Source organism: Peribacillus sp. NPDC097895 (assembly GCF_050277555.1).
Classification (GTDB): domain Bacteria; phylum Bacillota; class Bacilli; order Bacillales; family DSM-1321; genus Peribacillus.
In genome coordinates, this window is the sequence record NZ_JBNNSH010000002.1 from 213338 (window position 1) to 237181 (window position 23844).

29 protein-coding genes are annotated in these 23844 nt (G+C 39.9%); 6 read left to right on the forward strand and 23 right to left on the reverse strand.

The window, feature by feature from the left end; translation table 11 throughout:
- Positions 1 to 34: 34 nt before the first annotated feature.
- From bshC to ACQKMH_RS12295, 3 genes are all read right to left on the reverse strand, one after another.
- Positions 35 to 1663, reverse strand: coding sequence for a bacillithiol biosynthesis cysteine-adding enzyme BshC (bshC, locus tag ACQKMH_RS12285; protein WP_427587751.1), 1629 nt, complete (start codon positions 1661 to 1663; stop codon positions 35 to 37).
- 109 nt (positions 1664 to 1772) lie between these two features.
- Positions 1773 to 2165: a DUF3397 domain-containing protein gene (locus tag ACQKMH_RS12290; protein WP_427587752.1), complete on the reverse strand. Its 393-nt coding sequence runs from the start codon at positions 2163 to 2165 to the stop codon at positions 1773 to 1775.
- Between the two features lie 4 nt (positions 2166 to 2169).
- Positions 2170 to 3054: a 2-dehydropantoate 2-reductase gene (locus ACQKMH_RS12295; RefSeq protein ID WP_427587753.1), complete on the reverse strand. Its 885-nt coding sequence runs from the start codon at positions 3052 to 3054 to the stop codon at positions 2170 to 2172.
- Between the two features lie 455 nt (positions 3055 to 3509).
- Between ACQKMH_RS12295 and ACQKMH_RS12300 the strand changes: the two genes are divergently transcribed.
- Positions 3510 to 3998 (forward strand): N-acetyltransferase, encoded by a 489-nt coding sequence (locus ACQKMH_RS12300; protein WP_427587754.1) that lies wholly within the window; start codon positions 3510 to 3512, stop codon positions 3996 to 3998.
- A gap of 42 nt (positions 3999 to 4040) precedes the next feature.
- Here ACQKMH_RS12300 and ACQKMH_RS12305 read toward each other — a convergent pair whose 3' ends face one another.
- From ACQKMH_RS12305 to ACQKMH_RS12320, 4 genes are all read right to left on the reverse strand, one after another.
- Positions 4041 to 4661 carry an RsfA family transcriptional regulator gene (locus tag ACQKMH_RS12305; protein WP_427587755.1) on the reverse strand — a complete coding sequence of 207 codons (621 nt, stop codon included), beginning with the start codon at positions 4659 to 4661 and terminating at the stop codon, positions 4041 to 4043.
- Positions 4662 to 4738: 77 nt separating this feature from the next.
- Positions 4739 to 5494 carry an enoyl-CoA hydratase/isomerase family protein gene (locus ACQKMH_RS12310; protein ID WP_427588491.1) on the reverse strand — a complete coding sequence of 252 codons (756 nt, stop codon included), beginning with the start codon at positions 5492 to 5494 and terminating at the stop codon, positions 4739 to 4741.
- A gap of 158 nt (positions 5495 to 5652) precedes the next feature.
- Entirely contained in the window at positions 5653 to 5826 is a 174-nt protein-coding gene (gene rpmF / locus ACQKMH_RS12315; RefSeq protein WP_034313929.1) for a 50S ribosomal protein L32, read from the reverse strand.
- A gap of 65 nt (positions 5827 to 5891) precedes the next feature.
- The gene (locus ACQKMH_RS12320; protein WP_427587756.1) at positions 5892 to 6413 is read right to left on the reverse strand and encodes a YceD family protein; all 522 of its coding nucleotides are present in this window, start codon (positions 6411 to 6413) and stop codon (positions 5892 to 5894) included.
- Positions 6414 to 6631: 218 nt separating this feature from the next.
- Between ACQKMH_RS12320 and ACQKMH_RS12325 the strand changes: the two genes are divergently transcribed.
- Positions 6632 to 7840 carry a nucleotidyltransferase gene (locus ACQKMH_RS12325; RefSeq protein ID WP_427587757.1) on the forward strand — a complete coding sequence of 403 codons (1209 nt, stop codon included), beginning with the start codon at positions 6632 to 6634 and terminating at the stop codon, positions 7838 to 7840.
- A gap of 82 nt (positions 7841 to 7922) precedes the next feature.
- Here ACQKMH_RS12325 and ACQKMH_RS12330 read toward each other — a convergent pair whose 3' ends face one another.
- Complete coding sequence (locus ACQKMH_RS12330) at positions 7923 to 8948, reverse strand: SepM family pheromone-processing serine protease (RefSeq protein WP_427587759.1); 1026 nt, start codon at positions 8946 to 8948, stop codon at positions 7923 to 7925.
- The gene (locus tag ACQKMH_RS12335; protein ID WP_427587761.1) at positions 8938 to 9735 is read right to left on the reverse strand and encodes a patatin-like phospholipase family protein; all 798 of its coding nucleotides are present in this window, start codon (positions 9733 to 9735) and stop codon (positions 8938 to 8940) included. Before ACQKMH_RS12335 ends, ACQKMH_RS12330 begins: the two co-directional genes overlap by 11 nt.
- Positions 9736 to 10034: 299 nt before the next feature.
- Between ACQKMH_RS12335 and ylbJ the strand changes: the two genes are divergently transcribed.
- Entirely contained in the window at positions 10035 to 11252 is a 1218-nt protein-coding gene (gene ylbJ, locus ACQKMH_RS12340) for a sporulation integral membrane protein YlbJ (RefSeq protein ID WP_427587762.1), read from the forward strand.
- A 41-nt stretch (positions 11253 to 11293) separates the two neighbouring features.
- Here the strand turns inward: ylbJ and coaD are convergent, their stop codons facing one another.
- Together coaD and rsmD are read right to left on the reverse strand one after the other, a co-directional pair.
- A complete protein-coding gene (coaD, locus tag ACQKMH_RS12345; RefSeq protein WP_230157451.1) occupies positions 11294 to 11785 on the reverse strand; it encodes a pantetheine-phosphate adenylyltransferase in 492 nt (163 codons plus the stop codon).
- Positions 11786 to 12361, reverse strand: a complete 576-nt coding sequence (gene rsmD, locus ACQKMH_RS12350; RefSeq protein ID WP_427588492.1) for a 16S rRNA (guanine(966)-N(2))-methyltransferase RsmD — start codon at positions 12359 to 12361, stop codon at positions 11786 to 11788.
- A 460-nt stretch (positions 12362 to 12821) separates the two neighbouring features.
- On the opposite strand from rsmD, the gene ACQKMH_RS12355 reads away from it, so the two are divergent.
- Entirely contained in the window at positions 12822 to 13211 is a 390-nt protein-coding gene (locus tag ACQKMH_RS12355; RefSeq protein ID WP_427587763.1) for a DUF7147 family protein, read from the forward strand.
- 44 nt (positions 13212 to 13255) lie between these two features.
- Here ACQKMH_RS12355 and ACQKMH_RS12360 read toward each other — a convergent pair whose 3' ends face one another.
- Complete coding sequence (locus ACQKMH_RS12360) at positions 13256 to 13531, reverse strand: YlbG family protein (protein ID WP_230157456.1); 276 nt, start codon at positions 13529 to 13531, stop codon at positions 13256 to 13258.
- 137 nt (positions 13532 to 13668) lie between these two features.
- Here ACQKMH_RS12360 and ACQKMH_RS12365 point away from each other — a divergent pair, with 137 nt between their 5' ends.
- Entirely contained in the window at positions 13669 to 13992 is a 324-nt protein-coding gene (locus ACQKMH_RS12365) for a hypothetical protein (protein ID WP_427587764.1), read from the forward strand.
- Positions 13993 to 14208: 216 nt separating this feature from the next.
- On the opposite strand, the gene ACQKMH_RS12370 is transcribed toward ACQKMH_RS12365, so the two are convergent.
- From ACQKMH_RS12370 to ACQKMH_RS12390, 5 genes are all read right to left on the reverse strand, one after another.
- Complete coding sequence (locus ACQKMH_RS12370; protein WP_427588493.1) at positions 14209 to 14658, reverse strand: YlbF family regulator; 450 nt, start codon at positions 14656 to 14658, stop codon at positions 14209 to 14211.
- Between the two features lie 60 nt (positions 14659 to 14718).
- A complete protein-coding gene (locus ACQKMH_RS12375; protein ID WP_427587765.1) occupies positions 14719 to 15144 on the reverse strand; it encodes a hypothetical protein in 426 nt (141 codons plus the stop codon).
- A 60-nt stretch (positions 15145 to 15204) separates the two neighbouring features.
- A complete protein-coding gene (locus ACQKMH_RS12380) occupies positions 15205 to 15447 on the reverse strand; it encodes a YlbE-like family protein (protein ID WP_230157461.1) in 243 nt (80 codons plus the stop codon).
- Positions 15448 to 15459: 12 nt separating this feature from the next.
- Positions 15460 to 15897, reverse strand: coding sequence for a YlbD family protein (locus ACQKMH_RS12385; RefSeq protein ID WP_427587766.1), 438 nt, complete (start codon positions 15895 to 15897; stop codon positions 15460 to 15462).
- A 391-nt stretch (positions 15898 to 16288) separates the two neighbouring features.
- Positions 16289 to 17323, reverse strand: coding sequence for a CAP domain-containing protein (locus tag ACQKMH_RS12390; protein WP_427587767.1), 1035 nt, complete (start codon positions 17321 to 17323; stop codon positions 16289 to 16291).
- Positions 17324 to 17668: 345 nt separating this feature from the next.
- Between ACQKMH_RS12390 and ACQKMH_RS12395 the strand changes: the two genes are divergently transcribed.
- Positions 17669 to 18031, forward strand: coding sequence for a YugN family protein (locus tag ACQKMH_RS12395; protein WP_427587768.1), 363 nt, complete (start codon positions 17669 to 17671; stop codon positions 18029 to 18031).
- Between the two features lie 94 nt (positions 18032 to 18125).
- On the opposite strand, the gene ACQKMH_RS12400 is transcribed toward ACQKMH_RS12395, so the two are convergent.
- The 6 genes from ACQKMH_RS12400 to coxB form a co-directional block, all read right to left on the reverse strand.
- Positions 18126 to 18587: a DUF420 domain-containing protein gene (locus ACQKMH_RS12400; RefSeq protein ID WP_427587769.1), complete on the reverse strand. Its 462-nt coding sequence runs from the start codon at positions 18585 to 18587 to the stop codon at positions 18126 to 18128.
- A gap of 229 nt (positions 18588 to 18816) precedes the next feature.
- A complete protein-coding gene (ctaG, locus tag ACQKMH_RS12405; protein ID WP_427587770.1) occupies positions 18817 to 19719 on the reverse strand; it encodes a cytochrome c oxidase assembly factor CtaG in 903 nt (300 codons plus the stop codon).
- Between the two features lie 153 nt (positions 19720 to 19872).
- Positions 19873 to 20208 carry a cytochrome c oxidase subunit IVB gene (gene ctaF / locus ACQKMH_RS12410; RefSeq protein ID WP_427587771.1) on the reverse strand — a complete coding sequence of 112 codons (336 nt, stop codon included), beginning with the start codon at positions 20206 to 20208 and terminating at the stop codon, positions 19873 to 19875.
- Between the two features lie 3 nt (positions 20209 to 20211).
- Positions 20212 to 20841 (reverse strand): cytochrome (ubi)quinol oxidase subunit III, encoded by a 630-nt coding sequence (locus ACQKMH_RS12415; RefSeq protein ID WP_427587772.1) that lies wholly within the window; start codon positions 20839 to 20841, stop codon positions 20212 to 20214.
- Positions 20841 to 22712, reverse strand: a complete 1872-nt coding sequence (ctaD, locus tag ACQKMH_RS12420; protein WP_427587773.1) for a cytochrome c oxidase subunit I — start codon at positions 22710 to 22712, stop codon at positions 20841 to 20843. The genes ACQKMH_RS12415 and ctaD overlap by 1 nt, the downstream gene beginning before the upstream one ends.
- A 24-nt stretch (positions 22713 to 22736) precedes the next feature.
- Positions 22737 to 23819, reverse strand: coding sequence for a cytochrome c oxidase subunit II (gene coxB, locus ACQKMH_RS12425; RefSeq protein WP_427587774.1), 1083 nt, complete (start codon positions 23817 to 23819; stop codon positions 22737 to 22739).
- Between the last annotated feature and the right edge of the window lie 25 nt (positions 23820 to 23844).

Below are 23844 nucleotides of genomic sequence, written 5' to 3' on the forward strand. Positions count from 1 at the left end.
CCCACTTTCCCCCAAAAACTCATGGTTCGTCTTCCTAAATGAAAATCAATTTATGCTGATTATTGAACTGGTATTCCAGTTTCATGATATCGCGAACGAATTCCGGTCCATATTGATTCAGGTAATAAAAAACATTCCAGATCCTCTCCTGGGGTGATTCCAGAGGATACAACGAATTTGCTATCCGTTCATATTTTTTCAATATAATCGAATGACGTTCCTTTGTCCGGTCACCGATCTTCCCATACATGAAATCCAATTGCTTTTGGATGAATTCAATGTTTTTATGTAACATCGGCTCAAGTCCTCTATCTAAAGAAACGGCGTGTTCGAAAAGCTTTTCATGGTTCTCTTCAAGCTGCGATTTCAGCGTACCGAAAAGATGATCGATCGTCTCATCTTTCACGGAATCAAGGAAACTTTGTACAGCATTAGCGGTTCCTTCAGTCAGAACAGTTTCCAAACCGAGTTCCATTTCTTCAAGATCCGTTTGGACACTTCGTTCTACAAGCGTAATGTTTAATCGAGGAATGATTGGCGGCATCTTCATTGCGAACAACTCAAATGCCTGTTTTAGTTCTGCCCAATAAGCAATTTCCCCTGGCCCAGAAATGAAAGCCAATACAGGGAAAAGCATTTCCTGCATAAGTGGACGTGTAATGACATTGTTGCTTAGTCGTTCTGGATTATTTTTGGCTATCTTCAGGAGATCTTCCTTGGAAAATAATACGTCACCATTTTTCCCACTGAAACCGCCTTCTACACGTTCGAGTAAACATCGATCCTTTTTTTCTGGATCATAATAAAATAAATTCGCGGCTTGTTTATCCATTTCTATCATTTTTGCATACCCTTTGGCATGCATGTATGTTTGTTGTTCCTCGACCACTTCAGCAATCCGTTCACTCTTATTAATCATCAACTCAAAGTAGCCCTTCTCGATTTGCCTTAATTCCGAATCTCCGGCATCGACAAGTAAAAGACCGTATTCATGGAACCACTCATGAATCAGCCGGGCAAAAAAATCAACAAAGGTATTCGATTGACTTATCGTTTCTTTCATATCAATCAGGAGTTTATTCGTAAAGGCCGTTTCTCCATAGGTTTCAATGATTTCTTCAAACCACTTCCCTGCCTTTTCCGTTTCAAGCTCCACATCTGAAACCATTGTTTTATACGGCTGATAGGAAGGATAGGTTTTTTTGTCCGGTTTACCGTTTTTCATAACATAAACATGATTGACTTCAGCCAAATCATGATCTTCTCCAGCTATCCAAAAAACTGGAATGACTGGCCGCCCCAGTTCTTTCTCCTGTTCTTCCGCAAGCTTAATGATCGATATCACTTTATGAATGGTATACAGCGGACCTGATAATAACCCAGCCTGCTGTCCTCCAATCACAACAACGGAATCATCCCTGCGCAATCTTTCAATATTTCCATTAACAGCGTCACTGCTTGGAAGATGGGACATGTATTGTTGTATGTAATCCGATAATTCACCACGTAAAAAAGAGCGATTCATCAATTCATTATATCTATTACGATAAATGTCCGGCTTAGACAAGTCATAGTGAAAATAATCCTCCGCTTCAAGACGGTTTTGTAAATAGTCCGATGCAAAACGGTTTAAAGATGGTAACGCGAGATCTTTCATCTCCATTTCTGTTCTCCCTTTCTCTGCAACTACAATTCTTTTTAGAGTATAACATTCCGGTTTAAGAAAACAAAAGAAGTTGCCCAGCAGCAGAAAATTGTTGTGATGTTCTATGTTATGTAGTCAATATCTTCGTAATACTTGTTATTAATCCGATGGAAAATAGCAGAAGGTACGCGACAAAAAAGAAGGCGAAGTTCACTCTCCAAAAACCCTTTAATACCTTAAGGAAAATGATTTCTCCTTTCACCTTGTAATGGACAAGGACCACAACGAAGGCGTTGATGATCATGATAAGCATGATCACCCAAAGAATATGCTTATCCCAAATTGTAATAATTAAATAATGGACGGATAATACGAAAAACAGCGTACTCATGTCCATCGCAAATTGAACGGAGCGCCTATGGTTTCCGGTAAATTTTTTGGCACTTACAAAAAAAAGTATATACCCTACAAAAGGCAAGGTAATAAATATCGCGGCAAGACTTGAAACAACGTTCGGCACACTCTCATCCCCCCTGAGACTCTTTTCCTTTAACCATCATATATAGGGAAGACGTTAGGCAATCACTTTTCCCTTTACGCTTTGCCTCCGAGAGGATATGACCCAAAATAGCATCAATTTCCGTTTCACGGCCGTTTTCTAGATCTTTAAGCATGGACGATCGGTTTCCCGCTGTCGCCATACAAACGGATTTTACATGTTCAAATGACTCTGTTTTATTCCGCAATTCCAAAATGCCGGAGATTTCTTCAAAAAGAGCTTGAAACAACCGATAATAAAAGGCGTTAGTGATTAAACCGCCATTTTCCACATTAAGTATCGCCGTTAATGGATTTATTACTGCATTAACGACAAGCTTACCGATCAGCATCGAGTGATAGTCCTCACTCTTAGTAAAAGGAAATTGAGCAATATCTTCATTCACTAACGAGAGTTGATCAAGATCCCCTTTAAAGGAAGCGATCCTTGTAATGCCGATTCCCGTATGCTCCACGGTATTCCTGTCATGCCTCGATGCCCCATGCTCAACTACCCCAACATAGATGTCTGGAGATTGCAGCTGCTTCAAATAAGAAATATGCCCGTACCCGTTCTGCAAGAATAGCAATGGAACCTGAATATTCTTGATTGCAGGCAATAATTGGGGCAGATGATATTGTTTAACAGTCGTTATAAGTAGATCCTGATCCGTAATACCCTCATCCAAGCCCTTCGAAATGATGCCGGAAATCACTCGGCTTTCACCATTCTCAATAAGACGGATACCAGCAAGATTGATGATTGAGGCCTGTTCCGCAGTGCGAGTATAAAGCGTCACTCTATGTTTTCCACTCAAACGGGACGCAAACAGCAACCCGATGGCCCCTCCTCCAATGATTCCAATTCTCATAATACCCTTCCTTACTTTTTGAAATATATTTACTATTCTAACACATTATCTTTTTTACCCTGCATCATTTTTCACAGCATCCACTTTCATAAAACCGGCTAAATTAGCATAAATGAAACGGCCCAACAATAAAATTCAATGGGAGGAATGATAAATACGCCATTGAAGATATATTTCCTTCTTTAAGGTATAATTTAATGGTATATTAGATACGAAAAGCTTAGCCATTTTTAGACTTTATAGGATCAAAAGATACCTCCAATCTCAACCGACGAGCAATCGAAGGAATAGGACGGGGGATAAAAGGCTGTAAGCATTTAGTCAGCAAGGGTGAATCGATCGATGTCATGCTAGATTTTGCCTTAAGCTGGGTTCCACATGGTAGCGATCAGTGGGATGGACTTTAGATGGGGACTATCACAAGAGGTTTATCAGAATTAAGGGGGAGCTTTTTTATGGAATACAAGGTGGAAAGATTACTTGTGAATTTTAAAACGCTTGAGGAATTCAAAAAATTCAAAGAATACGGGATCCAGGAACTTTCAATGCTAGATGATCTAGAGGGTAACATCATTGAAAATGACAGCCAATCACCTTTTTACGGAATCTTTTATGGCGACAAACTTGTAGCCCGGATGAGCCTGTATAAAAGAAGCGCTAAATTTGACCAGTATTTTGACAATTCAAGGGACTTCCTTGTTCTTTGGAAACTTGAAGTCCTGCCTAACTATCAGAAAAAAGGCTATGGAAAAGCATTAGTCGAATTCGCCAAAAGCCAAAACATGCCTATCAAAACCAACCCAAGAGTTCATTCACAAGACTTTTGGAAAAAGATGGGGTTCTCTGCTGTATCCTATGATATGGAAAGGGACCTTGGAGAAAACCCGCTGATTTGGAGCCCATTTGACAAACAAGAAGATATTGAAATAGATACACAAGACTAAGAAATTAAAGAAAATGCGGGCGGATTTTTCCACCCGTATTTTTTATTTATTGACCCTCTCCAAATTACCATTCTTATCCATTTGAAAACTCACTTTCGGATTCGTCTTTTCGTCTTCTTGTACACTAAGCTTTCTCGCCCGCTCCATAATTTGCATTAACGCACGATAATCTTCCTCTACCGCTTTCAGGTTTTCTTTTAACAAGGCATTTTCTTCCTGCAATCGGACATTTTGCTGTTCTATAAATAGGTACTGCTCAGAAATCCGTTCTTTTTCCTTATTATCAACCTGGAAGAACTCATCCATTTTAGTTAAATATAATATGACTTCCTGAAGGGTAATAGATTCTTTTTCTTCTTCCTGCGGCGCTTTTGGTTCAATAGTGTTATTTTCGACCACTGCAACGGATTCCCTTTCCATTTCAGTATCATTGACTACCTGTTCTTTCCTTTGTTTTTTTGCCAACTCGATCCCTGATTTATATTGCTTTCTTACAAAAGAATTCCAACGAAATCCACAAGCAGCCGATGTTCTCGTTAACTGCTTCCCTACTTCTTCAAAAGCCTTTAATTGTGTACTGCCCTCTCGTATATGCCTTAGCACCACTTCAGCCAACAACAAATCCTCATCCTGAGTCCATGCATCTTGTCTCGCAATCGACATCTCTCTACCTCCCAGCAAGTTTTAATTCATAATATGCACATGCTAGGAAAGATAGAAGAATATAGAGCGTGTAATATTTATTTTTTCTTAGTTAAAAAACGATCGACTGCGGCATGATGGGCATCACTCGCCCACAGTTTAGCACATTCCCTGATTTCCGCATCCATTCTTCCTTTAAGCCCGCTAGCCTGCCATTTATTGACCAACAATTTTTTATAAGCGATCAATACCCCTGTCTCATGGCGAAGGAAATCTTCTGCGAACCTTTCCCATCCATCACTGCCCTCTCCGACTATCTCATCTACGAAACCAATTTCCAAGGCTTCCTCTGCTTTATGTATTTTTGCATCCATTAATAGCTTTAGCGCTTTTTGCTCTGGTATTTTTTCAAGTAAAAGTGAAGCACCACCCCAACCTGTCGTGATTCCTAGAGTTCCTTGTACAAAACCTAGCTTAACCCCGCTTTTCGCTAACCTGAAATCACAAGCTGTAGCTATTTCGCATCCCCCGCCGATTGCGCTTCCATTGATAAGCGCTAGTGTTGGTTTTGGAAAAACTGCTAGTGTATAAAGAATTTCTCCCATTTTCGATAACATACTAAAGGCCTCTTCTTCTGTATACAAATCATGAAATTCACTCAAATCCCCACCTGAGCAGAATGCCTCGGACCCCACTCCTGTAAGGACTAGCAGCTTCACTTCGTCATCGGTTGCCGCTTCCGACAAAACCGCCTTAAGTTCGTCCATCAATTGATAATTCACAGCATTCCTTTTCTCCGGTCTATTAAATTGGACCTTCATGAAACCGCGTATATCCGTTTCAACCTTAATCATCTGATTCACGTAAACACCTCCTTCAAAATTTTCATCAAACTTGAACAATTCCAAATATTTCGTCAAATTTACTTGTAAAAAAAGCACAGAGAAAAAATCTCTGCGCTTTGATTAGCGTGTTGCATCAAGAAAGCAAAGCTTTCAAGTAGGTCAAGAAATTATTTTGCGACAACTTCTTTTCCTTTATATGTTCCACATTCTTTACAAACGTGATGTGAAAGAGTCATTCCACCACAGCTCGGGCATTCTACCATACCAGGTACTTGAAGCTTGAAGTGTGTACGACGTTTTCTTTTTACAGTTTTCGACGTTCTTCTAAAAGGTACAGCCATTATTCCCACCTCCTTAAAAAATATAAAAAAGCTGGAAAAATCGGATTAACGATTTTTCGTTCCAATCAAGATTCTTTATTGTTGTCAAAAAAGTCGGCAAGCTTTGCAAATCTCGGATCAACCTTATGTTCATTTTCTTCTTCAGAAATAACAGCCCAGTCTTTCCCAGATTGAGGAGCAGCTTCGTTCGAATCGACATCCTCACAAAAAACCTGCATCGGAATTTCTAGCAATAAATTTTCTTTAATTACCGGTATAAGGTCTACAACGTCACCTTCCACAACAGTGACATCATCTCCGTAGAAATCAGCGTCATCTGCCTTTAGAAGAAAGGTTTCCTTTGTATCAATATCAATCGGATATTTAACGTCTACCAGTGTACGGGAGCAAGGTAATGTTAATTCACCTGTAAGATGCAAGTGAAAAGTAATCTCGGTCGAGTTGATATCAGCTCTTCCTGCTACTCTAATCGGAGAAACGTCGCGTATTTGCGGGTCTCTTTCTCTAATGTCCAAGACATCCACCAGCTCATCAAACCGTAAATCTTTGTCCCGAATTTTTTGAAGTTGACTAATCGTCCATTTCAAATGAAATCACCTCAAGGCAACAAAAATAATTATAGCTTTCAATTATAAGTTTGTCAATATTTTTTCTTTACACTATAATGTAGTCATCCTAACAGATTATTCAAGATTATGATTCATTTCAAACAAAAAATCACGACGAATCATTATAGTAATTTTACTTGAAATACTATTTTAGCACTAAGTTGGAAAAATACAAAGTTTTTCTCTGAGGTGATCGAATGAAGGCTTGCGGTTTAGTAGTCGAATATAACCCTTTTCATAATGGACATGTTTTACATGCAAGAGAAAGTAGAGAAAAAACGGGGGCCGATGTCGTGGTGGCGGTTATGAGCGGGCCCTTTTTACAGCGCGGCGAACCTGCTATCGTCAGCAAGTGGGCACGTACTGAAATGGCATTAAATGGCGGCATCGACCTTGTCATCGAGCTTCCTTATGCTTTTGCAACGCAGAAGGCGGAGATCTTTGCAAATGGGTCCATTTCTCTTTTGGAATCCCTTGGGTGTGACTCATTTTGCTTTGGAAGTGAGGATGGCAGAATTGAACCATTCATCACCGCCCATAAAATTCTTTCGGATAATTCGGCCGCATTCGATGCAGCCATTAAATCAGCCATGGACGCCGGGAATAGTTACCCGGCAAGTGCAGCCCAGGCCTATCAATCGATCATCAAAAGTGATCTGGCCCTGGATTTGACGAAGCCTAATAATATTCTTGGAAAGGAATATGTAAGTGCAGCTCTTTCAAATGGCTATTCCATTCGCCCTTACACGATTCAAAGGGTTGCTGCCGGATACCATGAAACAAAGTTATCCAATGATCGTATTGCCAGTGCAACGGGAATACGAAAAGCCATCCATGAACAAAACCAGGAATTAGATCCTGTTTCCAGCTATATTCCTCAACCGACAATGAATGGTCTAAAGCAATACTTGTCGCACTACCATTCCTTACATGACTGGGAAATGTATTGGCCCATGTTGAAATACCGAATTCTCTCTTCTTCTTTAAACGAATTGGCAGGGATATACGAAATCGAGGAGGGCATTGAGCATCGAATAAAGGAGATGGCCAAACAATCTTCGAACTTCACTGGATTCATGAACGCACTTAAAACAAAGCGCTACACATGGACACGACTCCAGAGGATGTGTGTCCATATATTGACCCATACATTAAAGGAACAAATGAAACATAATGAGCATCCAGCTTATATCAGGCTTCTTGGCATGACTGGCAGGGGGCAGGAATATCTTCGTACCGTCAAAAAAGGCTTACCGCTCCCACTCATCTCTAAGCTTTCTTCCTATCAGGAGCAGGACATTGAAAAAGACTTACGCGCGGCACAGGTGTATGCATTGGGCTTATCCGAACCATATCAAGCAGACTTGATGAAACGGGAATATGCAGCCCCCATCATTATTGAGTGAATCGCTTTTAACCTGGCATATTGCTTATAAATAAGAAATTTCATCAAAAAAAGCGCAAACAGATAACTGTCCGCGCTTTTTTTCATTTTTCTTTTCCTTTTAGTTTCGATAGATAGGCTAACGCATCCTCAAAGTTATCAACTGGAACGATCTTCATGTCCGTTTCAATGTCTTTTGCAGCTATGAGTGCGTCTTCATAATTGGAACCTGCTGCTCCGTTTTCATTTGGGGCAAAGAAGATTTCGGCTCCAGATTTATCCGCTGCCACTATTTTCTGTTGAATCCCGCCAATTGGCCCTACTGTCCCATCATCCGACATCGTTCCTGTACCCGCTATATCGTATCCTTTGGTAAGATCCCCTTTTGTCAATTGATTATAAATTTCCAAAGAAAACATTAAACCCGCAGAAGGACCGCCTATTTGTTCTGAATCAATGGCAATCGCCGGTTTTGTGGTCACTTTTCGATTATCATCTAGTGAAATGCCGATCCCAACCCTATTTGGGTCATCTTTAAAAGGCTGTAATGAAAGAACGGCCGTTTTCTCCGTCTCCTCGCGCTTATAGACTATTTTGACTTCATCTCCAGCTTTTTTTCCGTTAATGTAGTCCATGAATTCTTGTGCAGACTTGAATTTAACATCATCGACCTGAATGATTTGGTCGCCCGCTTTCAGCTCCTCGGCTGCCGGCATTCCTTTAAGCACGTCCAAAACATAAACACCCAAGTATTCATATTCGACTTCTTTCCCTGCTTTTTCATAGGCTATCTGAATGGCATTATTTTTAGAACCATCCATTAAGTGCAGCTGCCTGATGTTATATTCTTCATCTGTTTCATCTTCGCTTCGAATGGAGGTTTCCGGATATAACTCTTGATATTTACTCCACTTTGCCAGCATATAGGAATAAATATTCGCCCGGCCCATCCTTACAGTGGTTAACATAAAGCTACCTTTAGCTTCATCACCTCCGGACACCTCTATGATTGGCTCTAATTCCTTAGCCATTCCTGGTTTTGATACATAAAAAGGTAGGGAATAAAGGGCTGATGCTATGAGAAGTATAGCGACCACCAGGAAAGTGCGTACATACATTTTACGGCTCATCTTCAAAGGACTCCTTCCAAGTAACAATGCTTTGCTTAATTTGATCTATCTTTCCCCTTGCAGCTTCTTCTCCAATACTAATTATTTCCTGCACATTTGTAAATGATTTCGAGCTGTATTTCTCAACCCTGGGACGTATCATGACGTCTGAAGCAAACTCCCGGCTTTTAACCAGCTCCATTTGCAGGATATCGAGGCTTTGCATGATAACATCATAGATGGAGTTTATCTCCATATCTTGTTTCACATGGGCGACATCCACACCAATAATGATGTCTGCTCCCATATCCTTCGCGACAGATACAGGAACCCTGTCAACGACTCCGCCATCAACCAGCATTCGATTTCCAATTTTTTCGGGAATGAAAATTCCGGGAATGGAAATGCTTGCCCTTACAGCTGGGGCGATGGGTCCTTCCTGAAAAATGACCTTTTCCCCCGTTTTTATATCAGTGGCGACAACTGCTACAGGAATATCTAGTTCTTCAAATGTTTTACCATATGTAAATACCCTGATTAATTCCTTCGTACGTTTACCTGAAATGAAGCCCATTTTAGGAATCGTAAAGTCTAAATAATACTTTCGTTTAAATGCGCGGGACAACTTATATAGCCTTTCAATATCCGAACCCGCTCCATAAAAGGCAGCAACCATCGCCCCCATGCTGGTCCCAGCAATCATATCTATCGGAATTCCTTCTTGCTTCAATACCTTTATCACCCCAATATGTGCAAACCCCCTAGCTCCTCCTGACCCAAGTGCAAGCCCGACCTTTGGTTTCGACAAAGATATCCCCCCTCGTTACATGATAAAAATATTGAAATAACACTCATTCAAAGTTATGGTCTTAAACGGATTTATAGAAGCATATTATTTATATTGACAGTGATACAAGCATTGCGGAAAAAGTCTAAGTACCCGTGTGCTTGAATAAAAAAAATCACATTGTACGATCAATCTCATTTATACAATTCATATTCCATTACGCACCTTACTTTTTTTAAGAAAAGGAAGTTCATATCATATCTTTATTATATACGAAACGAACTGCCCTTATTTAGTAACCTTCAAGAGGAGGCTGAATTTTGCTTATATCAAAATCTAAAACAGTATTGTTAGCCACCTCCGTCACGATGATGGCAATTGGCTTGATCATCTTCCCCCAAGAATCCTTTGAAGCTTCCAAAGGCGGACTGAATATTTGGTGGACAATTGTTTTCCCTTCACTTCTGCCATTCTTGATTTTCTCGGAGTTATTGATCAGTTTTGGGGTTGTCAGGTTCATCGGCGTCATGCTCGAACCATTTATGCGTCCATTATTTCGAGTACCCGGGGTGGGCGGGTTTGTCTGGGCGATGGGACTTGCATCCGGGTTTCCAGCTGGAGCAAAATTCACGGTAAGGCTTCGTCAGGAAGAACAATTGACCCGGATTGAAGCCGAAAGACTCGTTTGCTTTACTAATTCATCCAATCCATTGTTTTTGTTCGTAGCCGTTGCAGTTGGTTTTTTCCATAATCCTCAATTGGGGATCATCCTTGCACTTTCCCATTACCTAGGAAATTTTTGTGTAGGCATCATCATGCGTTTTTACCGGCAGAAAGAAGAGAAATCCTATACAAAAGCAATGACCAAGCTCCCCTCCATTAGACAGGCCTTTAGCCAGATGCATCGAACCCGCTTAAAAGAAACAAGACCATTTGGCAGTTTGCTTGGAGATGCGGTTCTCTCATCCATTCAAACCCTATTAATGATCGGAGGATTCATCATTCTCTTTTCAGTAGTCAACAAGCTTCTATTTCACATGAATATTACCGTACTGCTCGGATCGTGGGTCGGAGGGATATTACATATTTTCAATTTCCCGGATTCCTTAAGCCTCCCGTTCATCTCAGGGATGTTTGAAATGACTCTTGGTTCAAAATTAACCAGTACTATCGAAAATGCAAGTCTCTTTCAACAGACGGTGATGACAAGCTTCATCTTAGCTTTCAACGGGTTCAGTATTCAAGCGCAAGTTGCCAGCATTATAGCCGCAACAGACATACGTTTCACTCCATTTTTTCTTGCTAGGATAGCGCATGGCTTTCTGGCATCCATCATTACCATCTTGCTTTGGGAACCACTCTATAAAGGCGATAAGTATAGCGGCAGCCCGATACACACCTTACCAGTCATTGGATCCGGTGAACATGTGAGTTCTCTTTACCAAAATATGCTTGATTTCGGTCCTATTCTTACAATTGGGTTTCTTGCCCTTTACATCATCATATTTACTAAAAGGCTGTTCAAAGAACTTTCTTAAACCGAAAAAAGAGCATTGCGCAGTTGGCAATGCTCTTTTTTCTATTCTTTCTGTTGCTCGTACTTTTTGGCAAGAGCTTTCTGGACAACAGGAGGCACAAGTTCGGAGATATCCCCACCATATTTGGCAACCTCTTTCACGATACTCGAACTCAAGAAAGAATATTGATTTTTCGTCATGATAAAGAATGACTCTATTTTACTATTAAGAAATCGGTTCATTGAAGTTCCCTGCATTTCATATTCAAAGTCGGAAGTTGCCCTTAATCCCCTAATAATGGCATTGGCGGAAACGCTTTCAGCATAGTCGACCGTCAATCCTTGATAGAAATCCACTTTAACATTTGGCATATGGGCCGTCGCTTCAGTAATCAATTCCAGCCTCTCTTCCACTGTAAAAAGTGAATTTTTCGCTGAATTATTCACGATGACCACATATACTTCATCAAAAACATTCGCTCCTCTTTGAATGATATCAAGATGACCAAACGTTATTGGATCAAAACTCCCCGGACAAATCGCTATTTTGGACATTCATAGTTCCCCCTGTTCGTCTACGTTTCCCCATTGATAAATCGTAACAGCAATGATGCCATAAACTTCTTTTCTCTTAACGGTAAACTCGCCAACTGTTTCAGGCAATGTAACATCATGCCCATGCTCACAAACAATATATCCCATATCGCTCAGCAATCGGTATTTATGTATTTCTTCAAGAATATCCACAAGCTTCTGTTTCTTATAAGGCGGATCAAGAAAAATTAACTCAAAAGTCATTTCCCTTTTCACCAATGCTTTTAATGCACGCTCTGAATCATTTTTATAAACTTCTGCACGGTCTGAAAACTTACATAGTTCCAAATTGGTCTTAACCGTTTGATTTGCTTTGAAATCCCGGTCGACAAATATAGCTTTATCCATGCCCCTGCTTAACGCTTCAATCCCCAGTCCACCGCTACCAGCAAACAAATCAAGGACTAGCCCACCTTCGAAATAAGGTCCAATCATATTAAAAATGGATTCCTTGACTTTATCCGTAGTCGGCCGGGTTCCTGTACCCGGTACAGCCTTAAGTGGTCTTCCTTTACAAGTTCCGGAAACGACCCTCATCATTCTCACCACATTTTATGACAAATTTCTGTTACTTTCCTATCCTAACATATTAGAAAAAGCTAGCCAATAATAAAAGCCAATTCCTTCATTCCAAGATATAAATCCACTTATGAATTTCTTACATTGGATAGAAGACAATCATTCTTTTAATAAATCTCTTTCATTTTGAATAATAAAGTCGTTTTTGGCAATAATGTGAATAACAACATTCCTTTTTAGGTGTTGTTGCCAACCGCGGAGAAGGCTTACGTTTCCCCATAAGTTCTTCCTCCGGTTTCTCCTCTCCCTTTGCCTTCTGGTCCTTAAATAGACATAGAAGGACCCTGCAAATTTTTGCAGGGCTTTTTTTTTTGAAAAACCTCTGATATCTAGTGTTCTTTGTCAATGAAGTAGTCCTTCTCTTTTATGAGGGAAAATGATAAAGTAATGAATAATAAGTTAGATAGGAGAGGTTTAATTGATTCAACGTTTTATTGAACTTGGACAAGGATATTCCGATATATATGAACTGCTTGAAGTAGGACGCAATCAAAAGCATCGAGTTGCAAGGCTATTGGCCCTGCATACTACAATGAATGATAAAAAGGTAACCTCATTAGTGATCGTCATGTCGCCTACAGACCCAGGGAAATTCCAACCGCTTTATATTTGCCGTGAAGGAATACCAAACCCTCATGTCACAAAAAACAAACGGTACGAGCTTTTTGAGAACCTGTCGGAGGAATTAGATAAACCCATTATTGAAATCGATGTGAAGTCTTCGTTTCTCTTTGCTGAAATCGAGTTATACTACCAGCACTTAATCGGCATTTTGCGAATGAATAGGTACCTGCCTCCATTAGGCTGATGCTCTGAATTGAAAAAAGCTGACTCCGCATGAGTCAGCTTTTTTCAAATTCCCATTTTATAATCATATTCTTTCGCTTTATCCGGTTTGGAGTTTTCAAATTCCAACTTCAGAAAAGGCTTATAAGAAAGGTCCACTTTTTTTACGAACGAATAATTATTCAATTTCTCCACAAGTGGTTCCACTTCGTCCATATTCGTATAGAGGACTACATATTTCAACTTTTTTGAAACATAATGGATATTCCCAAACTTCCTAAGCATTTTGGCTTGTTTTAATGTATGTAAATAGACGATGATTCCTTGTCTCGCTCCAAGCATATCAATAACTCCCTTTTATAAAGGTTTTAACTAAGTGTAGCATAGCAGAATCTTTACTTTCAACCAAGAAAAAAGATTATAAACAAAATTCTCTTACTATTATGAATATATATACTTTGAAGGGAGCCAACAAATCAATGGATTTAGATCAAATTTGGCATCAATTTATTGATCATCTGTTAGATAATGAAGAAATTACACAAGCTTCGTTAAGGAAGTTCACCGGCATACCATTTATATATATCCATTATCATTTGGCACAAAATGATAACAGTAAGCTTTTTTTCTTAATAAAAAAAGCCGCAAGCCTTTCAATGCGCGGCAAGCAGCTCCATTGTGAAACCATTTTTGTACGGCAGGAAGAACATGTATATGTATTCCGCCATCGTTTTTTTGTGCCGCAGCAAAAGATGTTTTGCTGCGGCAACCTTTGTCCCGACTGTATCCTATTTCGCAGTTAAACGTTCAGCGTTCGTTGATTGTAACGCGTAAATGAAGCCCTAAAGCTTCGTATGGGATGAGGTTTTAGTTAAGCATGCCTCGATCGATAATATCCCACTGCCCAGACGGTGATTTTCTTACATGACACAGCCACCGATATCCGGAAGCAATACCGAATTTCGATGGCCTAATGTCCTTGCATGAATGCCAATTCGTAGGCATTCGTTATGATTTTGCTATGCGGAGCACCCACAACTTCCACCAGTTCCGCAACTTCCCGATGAACATCCACCGGAAGATACAAAAAATGGATTTCCCGCAGGGGTTTTGACCTGTTCGGAAACCGCACGGCCTATTCTCCCGCTTATCTCATCAAGAACGGATTGCAATTCGGTCTCCGCCCTTTTAAACTCAGCAACGGCAGGATGCATATCCATATCTCGTTTAGCTTCTCTTGTCTCTAAATTGATGCGTTTATAATCCGGATGATACTTACCGAACCGCTGAACATCTTCAAATTGATCCTTTAATGAAGTAAACTTCGAAATCTTCCGCTGTGCCTCTTTGTCGCTCTGTAATTTATATAAACTAAGGAGATATTCTTCCCCTATATCAGAATGAAGGATCATATCAGCTAATCCGTCAGCCTGTTGTAAAATGTCGATGATTTCCATAGTAGCAAGCATGAACAAGCTCACCTCCATCATCATTTTACCATTTCTCTCTTTCAGATGCTAATGGTTTGATTAAATCGATGAAGTGATATGTACCTTAAACTCTTTTTGCAATCCTGTTTTTTCACCTGAATCATTTAAGATCTCCAGCCTTATTTTATGCATGCCATTCGGGATATCCTTTAAGATAAATGCTGCCGTTCTCATATCGACTTTCTTTTGATTATCAATAAATACGGACACAGTTGCCAATTGTTCGGAATTCGCTTCAGAAAAACCATAGTTTTTCAAGTAGCACTCTACGTATACAGAGTTGCCTTTCACAAATGTATTTACCCGAAAGTCTTCATCTGAATTTCGGACGCTTGATACAGTGGTGGCAGCTTTTAGGGTAGAAACATCTTTTATAGCTGCTCCTGAATTCTCAGGTTCCGGTATTTTCTTTCCACAACCTGCAGCTGCCATCAACACTGTTAGAACCAAAATCAACTTTCTCATACCATCGTCCCCCTTTTGCCTTTATTGTTCGCCAAAAGAGGTATTTTACTCTTTTTTTCTTCATTCACCTGGAGCATTCATTGCCTGGAACATATGGAGCATCATGGAGGCAACCTGAACGCTTTCCGAAAATTTAGAAACCCGGTGGGGAATCGACTTCTCAAAATAATATTTCGCTTCGGTTTCAAATACATCCACTTCATGGGGATTACGCATTAATCTTTTGTACCACCCAGGTTGTACTCTCAAGTAATTTCGCATATCTTCGTTTGTTTGAATGAATTCATATATATTTTGACGCATGTAATGCCCCCCTTAATCTTTGGTGAATATAAAAGGGTTAGCTCTCTGCTCTTTTTCTTTTGGTGGAGAACTGGACTCACCTGATTTATTCCCTTGGAAAGCAGATAGTACTCCTTGGATTGCCCCAATGGCCTGATTGGCATTGGTAATATATTGTTGAATCTGGCCCATATCCATATTTTTAACTGCACTCATTAACGAACCGATCAACTCTGTACCCTGTTCTCCCTTATCTTCCGGCTGTGACGGGGTTTCGGTTTCTGAATTCACCAAGGAATCTTTCACACTGCCGTCAGCCTGCCAGCGTGGATGATCTTCCCCGAGTAAATACCATTCTTCAAAAAGTTCCTGCCATGTTGCTTGCTTGTTTCTCACTTCATTCACTAAATAAGGATGCTTCTTGACAAACTCCCGAAATCCATCGACGGATGGGCGCTTTTTTTTTGCCATTACTCTCACCTCACACATAGACATCGCCTATTCCACCATATGCTACAGTGAAATAAAAAGTGCATCCATTCCTTTTGAAAATGTAATCGAATTTCCTTATCTTGTCATACCAGTGAAAAGGAGGTATAAATATGTTGGATTAAAGCCAAAAAAGAGCAAAGGAAATATTCCTATATTTTAAGCTTGTTCAATCACATAAGGATGTAGGCAAACAGGGGATGAATTAAACGTATACGTGCAATTTATACATAGAGGATATAAAATGATCTTCTTCCAGGTGGAAGGTCTACCATGATGAGTGGGAACTTCGTGCTGTATTGACAGGGAACTTTTTCATATGGAAATGAAATGATCCAGAACAAAAAAACGGACCCAAATCGGATCCGTTTTTTTATTTTTTTATAAAATTCTGGGTGTAGTACTTTTTATACACCCCAACACCCAGTCCAGTAAATTCCTCGTTAAGCATCGCATCCCGATGCCCTTTACTATTTAGCCAGCCTTCCATCACTTCCGCTGCGTCCACATACTTAGCCGCAATATTTTCACCTGCTGCCCTGTATTTAACATGACCTGCATCAAGACGTTTTTCCAAGTCCCCATTTGCTTCAGAAACATGGGTTCCTTCAGGAGTGTCCGTCATTTCCCGGCTATGAAGGTAAGCAACTTCCGCTGCAGGACCATCCCACTCCAATGGCTTCAAATCAAATCTGCGGCGCATGATATTCGTAATATCGAAAATCTGCTGCTCATTTCCATCTTCCACCTTCACCAAGTCTTCTTTAGAAAGGTCCTCAACTGTCAAAAGTTTTCCATGATAGGTCAACTCATAAGGCTGCTGCTTTAAAAGGGCGGAATCATTCAAAAACCGGATACTTGAAATAGTTCCTGTGAATTTATCCAAATAAAGCTGAACATGAATGTCGCCTAGCTGAATCAATGGCCTCATGTTCATATCTTCCTCCGACAATTCAAAACGATAGGAACTGTCGTCAACCTCAATATCAACAGTAGGTTCCACATATAAGCTGGAATAGATGGCATCAATGGATTGTCCAATTTTAAAAGGAGCCACATTTACCTTATCACCGATTCCATAAGCGGATACTACTTTTTCATTTTCTATGGCTAATTGAAAATAATTGCTATAGTCCTTTTTATAAATCCACCATTCATATCCATAGGCGGACATATCAATTCGATCAGGCTCACCGTATTCCTTTTCTATCTCTTTTGCATTTTTCCCGATTGTTACTGCCAGACCTTCTGTCGCTTTAGTCGCCACTTCTTTTTGGGAAGAAGTACTCTTTTCATTTATATGTTCATTGGGGTTAACACCATTGTTACCATCAATAAGAAGGTTTCCTTTATCTTCATCGCCGATATTAAGATAAATACCGATTACGAAAAAAATAACGATTAACACCAACACCTTACCTAAACTGCGCAGAGGAACACACCCTCTCTCTATCTAATTTATGTATCCAATGCAAAAACCTTTCTTTCCTGATTATATCATTGTTCAATCATATTTTTCTAATTTACGTTAGACTGCCACTTCATTAAATTTATTTAAAAGTGGAACTTTTGCGAATGATTAAAATACCATGGTTTTAGTTCATTGCAACTTCCACCATTTCATACTATTATAAAATATAGGATAAAATGGTATATTATAAACATACTTGGAGATTTTTAATATATTCATGTACATAATATTTTCCCGGTATGTCATTTTAATTCTCAAAAGTAAACATAGGAGGTACTACTCGTGAAATTTGAAAGCTTTGGAATCGAAAACATCACAGCCGACTTAAACCGATTAGATGACCTAATGCCGCAGTACGGTTTAATACGTGCAGAACAATGGGATTATGAAAGAGTCAGTTACGATCGTAAATTCGAATTAAAAGAAGGCACGTTTTACCTGCGAATACTTGGCTATGCTACAGAGGGTGATGTAGGCGCTCACAGGGCCGTCATCAAACTAATGGTTCCTCTATTAGGGAAACACTATTATCCACATGGAGTTGAATATGGCGAAGGAGAGGACTTCCCAGCATCACTAGTTAAACAATGCGAAAAACTCCTCGCTCAGATCAAAGAAGAACTTACTCAATTCAATGGCCTGTAAAAGCCGTTAGTACAAAAGAGGGTATCATATTTGATGCTCTTTTTTTTGCATCCATTACAAAAGCCTGATGCTTTTGCACCAGGCTTTTTCATTATTAAAATCCTAGGATCGCCTTTATTAAAGAGGTTGTTTCTCCGCCATGATAAATGACATAAAGCAGAATGTAAACGGCTACTCCAGTAATCCCAGTGAAAAACCAAATGATACTTGTCGTAGGCCCGATTTTTTTATGAATGGCAAATTTCCCTTTAAACCCAGTGGTGAGCATGATGATTCCCAAAACAGCTCCAGTTGTAGCAAGCGTTATGTGGAAAATCAAAAATATCGTATAATAAATTTTAATGTCAGCGGGTCCACCAAATGACGTACTGCCAATAAAGACCGTACGAGAAAGATATATAGTGAAAAAGATTACCGCAAAAACAGCAGCTACCATCATGGTTTTTTTATGGGTCTCGATCTTGCGTTGTTTAATTTGATACCAGCCTATTGCAACAGTGATGGCACTTAATACAATGAAAGCTGTACTTATCGTTGGAAGGATTGGTAAAGACATATGAATTGTAGTCCTCTCTATATTTATTAATCAACTACCATTTTATAAGAGGTAATCATAAAATACAATAAAATCAAGTATTATTAACAGAATGCTCACTTTTATAGAAAAGCCAGGACAAATCACTAGCTATTTGCTTTTCAATTGATCCCCCCATTCCCCAGTAATACCTAGCAGCAATGACATATTAAAAAACTTGTCCGGCCTAGACAAGTCTTTTGAGGTTCAACTATTTTACAGTCTGAAAATCCGAAGGAACCGGATCGATATCATTTTGCCCGCCATTTTCCTTTTTGAACCAAGCAAAGAAAATGACACCTAATACATAGCCTAATACGATTTCTTGAATCACCTTCATCAACACCCCACCAAGCTGTTGATCCTCAAGCAATGGCAATCCATTGAACATTTCCGGACCACTGAGCGTTAAATTTGATAGTGCTGAAGCAGGAACGCAAAGTTCCATCGCACTTGCCCAAGATTCAGCATTCGTAAATGTATCATACATCGGGGCATTAGCAAAAATGATTAAAGCGCAAGCTGGAGTCATTAAAATGCCACTCCCGAAAATATAAGCCACCTTTTTTACACCCGATAGGCTTTCGTGTTCTGGCAGTTGATTAACAAGTGGGAACCACATCAAAACTGCAGTCGTAAATAAGAGCACCGTGTATCCGGCATGAATCCACATCCCCGTTTTGATAAAGTCAAACACTAGCGGGATATGGTACAACGAGAATAGAACATTAAATAGTAAAAGGGCGACAAGAGGCCTCGTGAAAAAACGAAAAAATGCATTCACTCCCCTTGAATTTATGAAAGATCTCCAAACCCAATCTGGTATCGCAATGATAAATAAAGGCGGAATCACCAGATAGAGCAAGGCCATTTGAAACATATGGGCACTGAACATGATATGACTCAACAAGTCCAGTGGCGATCCTTTTACCATATAAAGAAGGATCATAGCAATTAAAAAATATGTTGTCTGTTTAACGGAAGGGGATGAATTGCCCGAAAACTTCTCTCTTTTTTTTGTCACCAGCCAAAAATAGACAACGGTTATAAGTACGAGGACGGTAAAAAAGTAAGGACTCCATAAAGCTCGAAATCCGAAAATATCAATAGACAAAAAAATCACCTCGTTCATAAACTTTTTCTTACTTTATTATACCTAAATTAAAACTTAGTAACAAATATAGATAAACTTGGATTATTTTTCGGAAAAATCAATACACACATAAAGAAAACCGGCTATCATTCAATAGCCGATTTTCTTTATGGTTTATAACCAAACGATCGTCGTGAATACAAGGACAGTAATCAAGCCGACTGCAAGACCAGAAAATAAAAACAATGCAATGGTACCATGCCCTTTATGCTTCATATGCATAAAATAATACAGTTGGAAAATCACTTGTATAACTGCCAGCAGCAAAATGACCGGTTTAATGAACCAATGTGAAAAACCTTCAATTCCTACTGCAGCAAAGGCTAGTAATGTAAAGAAAATCATTAGCACAAATGTTATCACTTGATGTTTCATCTCTTCAGCATTTTTCTTACGGCGATATTTTAAATCGACATTCGGGTTCGCTGAATTTGACTGTTCATTCGCCATCAGTTATCCCACCATTCCCATTAAGTATACGACTGTAAAGATAAACACCCAGACTACGTCAATGAAATGCCAATAAAGACTCGCGATATAAAATTTAGGGGCATTGTATAAATTCAAACCCCTTCTTGCATTGCGCACCATCAGAGATATGAACCACATTAAGCCAAAGGCAACGTGCCCACCGTGAAAACCGACTAACGTATAGAAAGCGGAGCCGAAGGCACTACTTGTAAATGTATGATGATATTCATGAACATAGTGATTAAATTCATAAATTTCAAGGCCTAGGAAACCAAAGCCAAGAGCAATCGTAATTACAAACCAGGCTTGCATTTGTTTAAAGTGATTATTTTTCATATGGTATACCGCATATACACTTGTTAATGAACTGGTCAATAACAGCATGGTCGCAACAAAAGTAAGTGGTAATTCGAATAAATCTTTTGCTAGGGCTGCTTCACCATTTGGTACTTTATCCTTTAAGGCAAGGTAAGTTGCAAATAGTGAGGCAAATAGGACTGTCTCTCCACCAAGAAACAACCAAAATCCCAAATACTTATTTTTCCCTTCCAGAGTTGCTTTCTCGGGAGCAGCAGGCCAAGTGGCATCCGTGAATCTTTCATCTGTTTGCATTATGCCTTACCTCCCTTGTCTTTATCGTCCATTAATTCCTCTTTATGGATATGGAAACCATGATCATCTTTAACGGAACGGATTAGCATCGAACCGAATGTGATCAAAAGCCCAACGATGATGATAGGCAGTGTCCATGACTTGTCATCCATATGATATAAAGCACCGAATGCGGCTACAAATAAACCCAAAGCTATGGTTACAGGCAGAATGGATGAATTCGGCATATGGATATCCCCAAGCGGTTCTGCAGGAGTCATTTCCTTTTTACCTTCCATTTTCTCAACCCAGTAAGGATCTAAACCGCGGACCAGCGGAAGTTGTTTAAAATTATAAAACGGTGGTGGTGATGCAATGGCCCACTCAAGCGTACGGCCATCTCCCCATGGATCATTGCCGACTTTTTCATTTTTTACAGATGTAATGATTATATTGATGACCATAACCAAGACACCAAATGCCATTAAGAAGGCTCCAACGGTACTTATCATATTACCTGTATTGAAACCTTGATTGTCTAGGAATGTAAATACGCGACGAGGCATACCCATCAGACCTAAGAAATGTTGAATGAAGAATGTTAAATGGAAACCAATCAAGAACGTCCAAAATGTGATTTGCCCCAATTTTTCACTTAACATCGTTCCAAACATCTTCGGCCAATAGAAATTGATTCCAGCCAGTAACCCTAATACAACCCCACCGACAATTACATAATGGAAATGGGCAACAACGAAATAACTATCATGGTATTGATAATCAGCAGGTGCTGATGCAAGCATGATACCTGTCACGCCACCCATCGTAAATGTAGGAATAAAGGCAACTGCATAAAGCATCGGAACCGTGAACTTGACACTTCCACCCCACATCGTAAAAATCCAGTTGAATATCTTAATACCTGTTGGTACCGCGATAGCCATGGTAGCTACAGCAAAAATCGCATTTGCGATAGGTCCCAAACCTGTTGTAAACATATGGTGGGCCCATACCATGAAACCTAAGAAACCGATTAAAACGGTTGCGAATACCATCGAGGAATAACCGAACAATCTTTTTCTGGAGAATGTAGCAAAAATTTCAGAAAAAATACCAAATGCAGGAAGAATCAGGATATACACTTCCGGGTGACCGAATATCCAGAATAAATGCTCCCAAATGATCGTATTTCCCCCTGCTGCTACATCGAAGAAATTCGCGCCAAACATCCGATCGAACATCATTAGCACCAATCCTACAGTAAGCGGAGGAAAAGCGAATAATATCAATGCAGAAACGACGAAAGTTGACCATGTAAACAGTGGCATACGCATATAGGTCATGCCCGGCGTACGCATATTAATAATGGTTACAAGGAAATTGATCCCTGCCATTAGTGTTCCAAACCCTGATAATTGTAGTCCAAGGACATAAAAATCTATGCCATGGCCAGCGGAGTGCAGGGAAAGTGATGCATATGATGTCCAGCCTGCATCAGGAGCCCCCCCTAAAAACCACGAAAGATTCAAAAAGACTCCTCCGAAGAAAAATAACCAAAAGCCCAACGAGTTTAAAAATGGAAACGCAACATCACGTGCCCCTATTTGTAAGGGTACGACCGCATTCATTACAGCGAATACTAATGGCATGGCCGCCAGAAATATCATTGTCGTACCGTGCATGGTCAATATTTCATTATAAAATCCGGCACTTACGAAGTCATTATTTGGGATTGCAAGCTGGATACGGATAAACATCGCTTCCAAACCGCCGATTACAAAGAATAACCCGCCAGAGATAAGATATAAAATGGCGATTTTCTTATGGTCTACCGTCGTCAGATAATCCCAAATCGTAGCGCCAAATCCTTTTTTATTAGCGTACGTACTCACGATTTAACCTCCCTAATTAATGTTCTATTTTTCTTCCACTTTAAGCTCTAAAAGATAAGCTGCCAGTGCATTAATATCTGAATCTGAAAGTTCACCGTAAGTACCTGTCATCGTGTTACCCGGTTTATACTTCTCAGGATCCTTGATCCAATTTTTCACATTTTCTTCAGTGTGATCCAATACGCCAGCAATTTTTTGACGTTCACCGAAAGTAGACAGATTCGGTGCCTGACGAGCAGCCTCAGGCCTGCTGTCATTTGGTGTCACCGCATGACAACCTATACAACTTTTATTAAACACAGCTTCACCCTGCTTGGCTACATCACCTTCCACGACAGGCTCTTTCGCGGCTTTCATATCTTTAGCCCAAGCTTCAAAGTCACTTTTAGACTTCGGTACGACCTTAAAATCCATCAAGGCATGGGAAGGACCGCAAAGTTCAGCACATTTCCCGTAAAATAAGTTGTTCGAATCTTCTGCCTTTTTACTATCGAATTCTAAGAAAAACTGATTGACTCCCTCTGTATTTGTATCCATCTTTCCTCCGGCAGCCGGTACCCAGAATGAATGCTTAACATCTGAAGCAGTTAGATTGAAATAGACTTTTTGATCGGTTGGCACAACCAAATCCTGACTTGTAATAACGCCAAGGTCTGGATATTCAAACTCCCACCAATAAAGGTTCGCCCTAACATTCACGACAAGTGCATCCTTCGTTTTTCCATCCTTATCTTTCTTATCCATCGCCTTTGTGTCAGCTAAGTCGAAAGTTGTGACGACAGTTGGAATAGCCAGAACAATTAAAAGAAGGATAGGGATAACAGTCCAGATAATTTCGAGTTTATGACTTCCTTCAATTTGTTTCGGTATTGTTTCGTCGCCTTTCTTCCGACGGAAGCGCAGTAAAACTACAACGAACAAAATAATCACAACAATAATAACCAGTACCATGATTAGTGTACTCAATATCAGTAAGTCATACTGAGATTGCGCAACATTGCCAGCTGGCTTCAGTGCGGATAGAAATGGTTCGCCGCAGCCCGAAAGGACAAGTCCTACAATACCCAGCAAAGCAATTAGGCGCCATTTGTGCAGCCTTTTTTTCATAGCTTCAGAAACCCCTCTTTCGTCA

What these genes read in the sequence shown, in the direction of transcription:
- ACQKMH_RS12375 (WP_427587765.1), bottom strand. Translation starts at nt 15,144, where the DNA reads ATGAGAAAGTTGATTTTGGTTCTAACAGTGTTGATGGCAGCTGCAGGT.
- ACQKMH_RS12370 (WP_427588493.1), bottom strand. Translation starts at nt 14,658, where the DNA reads ATGCTTGCTACTATGGAAATCATCGACATTTTACAACAGGCTGACGGA.
- rpmF (WP_034313929.1), bottom strand. Translation starts at nt 5,826, where the DNA reads ATGGCTGTACCTTTTAGAAGAACGTCGAAAACTGTAAAAAGAAAACGT.
- ACQKMH_RS12415 (WP_427587772.1), bottom strand. Translation starts at nt 20,841, where the DNA reads ATGCAAACAGATGAAAGATTCACGGATGCCACTTGGCCTGCTGCTCCC.
- bshC (WP_427587751.1), bottom strand. Translation starts at nt 1,663, where the DNA reads ATGGAGATGAAAGATCTCGCGTTACCATCTTTAAACCGTTTTGCATCG.
- ACQKMH_RS12380 (WP_230157461.1), bottom strand. Translation starts at nt 15,447, where the DNA reads ATGCGTCAAAATATATATGAATTCATTCAAACAAACGAAGATATGCGA.
- coaD (WP_230157451.1), bottom strand. Translation starts at nt 11,785, where the DNA reads ATGTCCAAAATAGCGATTTGTCCGGGGAGTTTTGATCCAATAACGTTT.
- ACQKMH_RS12305 (WP_427587755.1), bottom strand. Translation starts at nt 4,661, where the DNA reads ATGTCGATTGCGAGACAAGATGCATGGACTCAGGATGAGGATTTGTTG.
- ACQKMH_RS12300 (WP_427587754.1), top strand. Translation starts at nt 3,510, where the DNA reads ATGGAATACAAGGTGGAAAGATTACTTGTGAATTTTAAAACGCTTGAG.
- ACQKMH_RS12385 (WP_427587766.1), bottom strand. Translation starts at nt 15,897, where the DNA reads ATGGCAAAAAAAAAGCGCCCATCCGTCGATGGATTTCGGGAGTTTGTC.
- ACQKMH_RS12310 (WP_427588491.1), bottom strand. Translation starts at nt 5,494, where the DNA reads ATGATTAAGGTTGAAACGGATATACGCGGTTTCATGAAGGTCCAATTT.
- ACQKMH_RS12330 (WP_427587759.1), bottom strand. Translation starts at nt 8,948, where the DNA reads ATGAGCCGTAAAATGTATGTACGCACTTTCCTGGTGGTCGCTATACTT.
- rsmD (WP_427588492.1), bottom strand. Translation starts at nt 12,361, where the DNA reads ATGAGGGTCGTTTCCGGAACTTGTAAAGGAAGACCACTTAAGGCTGTA.
- ACQKMH_RS12325 (WP_427587757.1), top strand. Translation starts at nt 6,632, where the DNA reads ATGAAGGCTTGCGGTTTAGTAGTCGAATATAACCCTTTTCATAATGGA.
- ctaF (WP_427587771.1), bottom strand. Translation starts at nt 20,208, where the DNA reads ATGGCGAATGAACAGTCAAATTCAGCGAACCCGAATGTCGATTTAAAA.
- ACQKMH_RS12365 (WP_427587764.1), top strand. Translation starts at nt 13,669, where the DNA reads ATGGATTTAGATCAAATTTGGCATCAATTTATTGATCATCTGTTAGAT.
- ACQKMH_RS12360 (WP_230157456.1), bottom strand. Translation starts at nt 13,531, where the DNA reads ATGCTTGGAGCGAGACAAGGAATCATCGTCTATTTACATACATTAAAA.
- coxB (WP_427587774.1), bottom strand. Translation starts at nt 23,819, where the DNA reads ATGAAAAAAAGGCTGCACAAATGGCGCCTAATTGCTTTGCTGGGTATT.
- ACQKMH_RS12400 (WP_427587769.1), bottom strand. Translation starts at nt 18,587, where the DNA reads ATGTCTTTACCAATCCTTCCAACGATAAGTACAGCTTTCATTGTATTA.
- ACQKMH_RS12295 (WP_427587753.1), bottom strand. Translation starts at nt 3,054, where the DNA reads ATGAGAATTGGAATCATTGGAGGAGGGGCCATCGGGTTGCTGTTTGCG.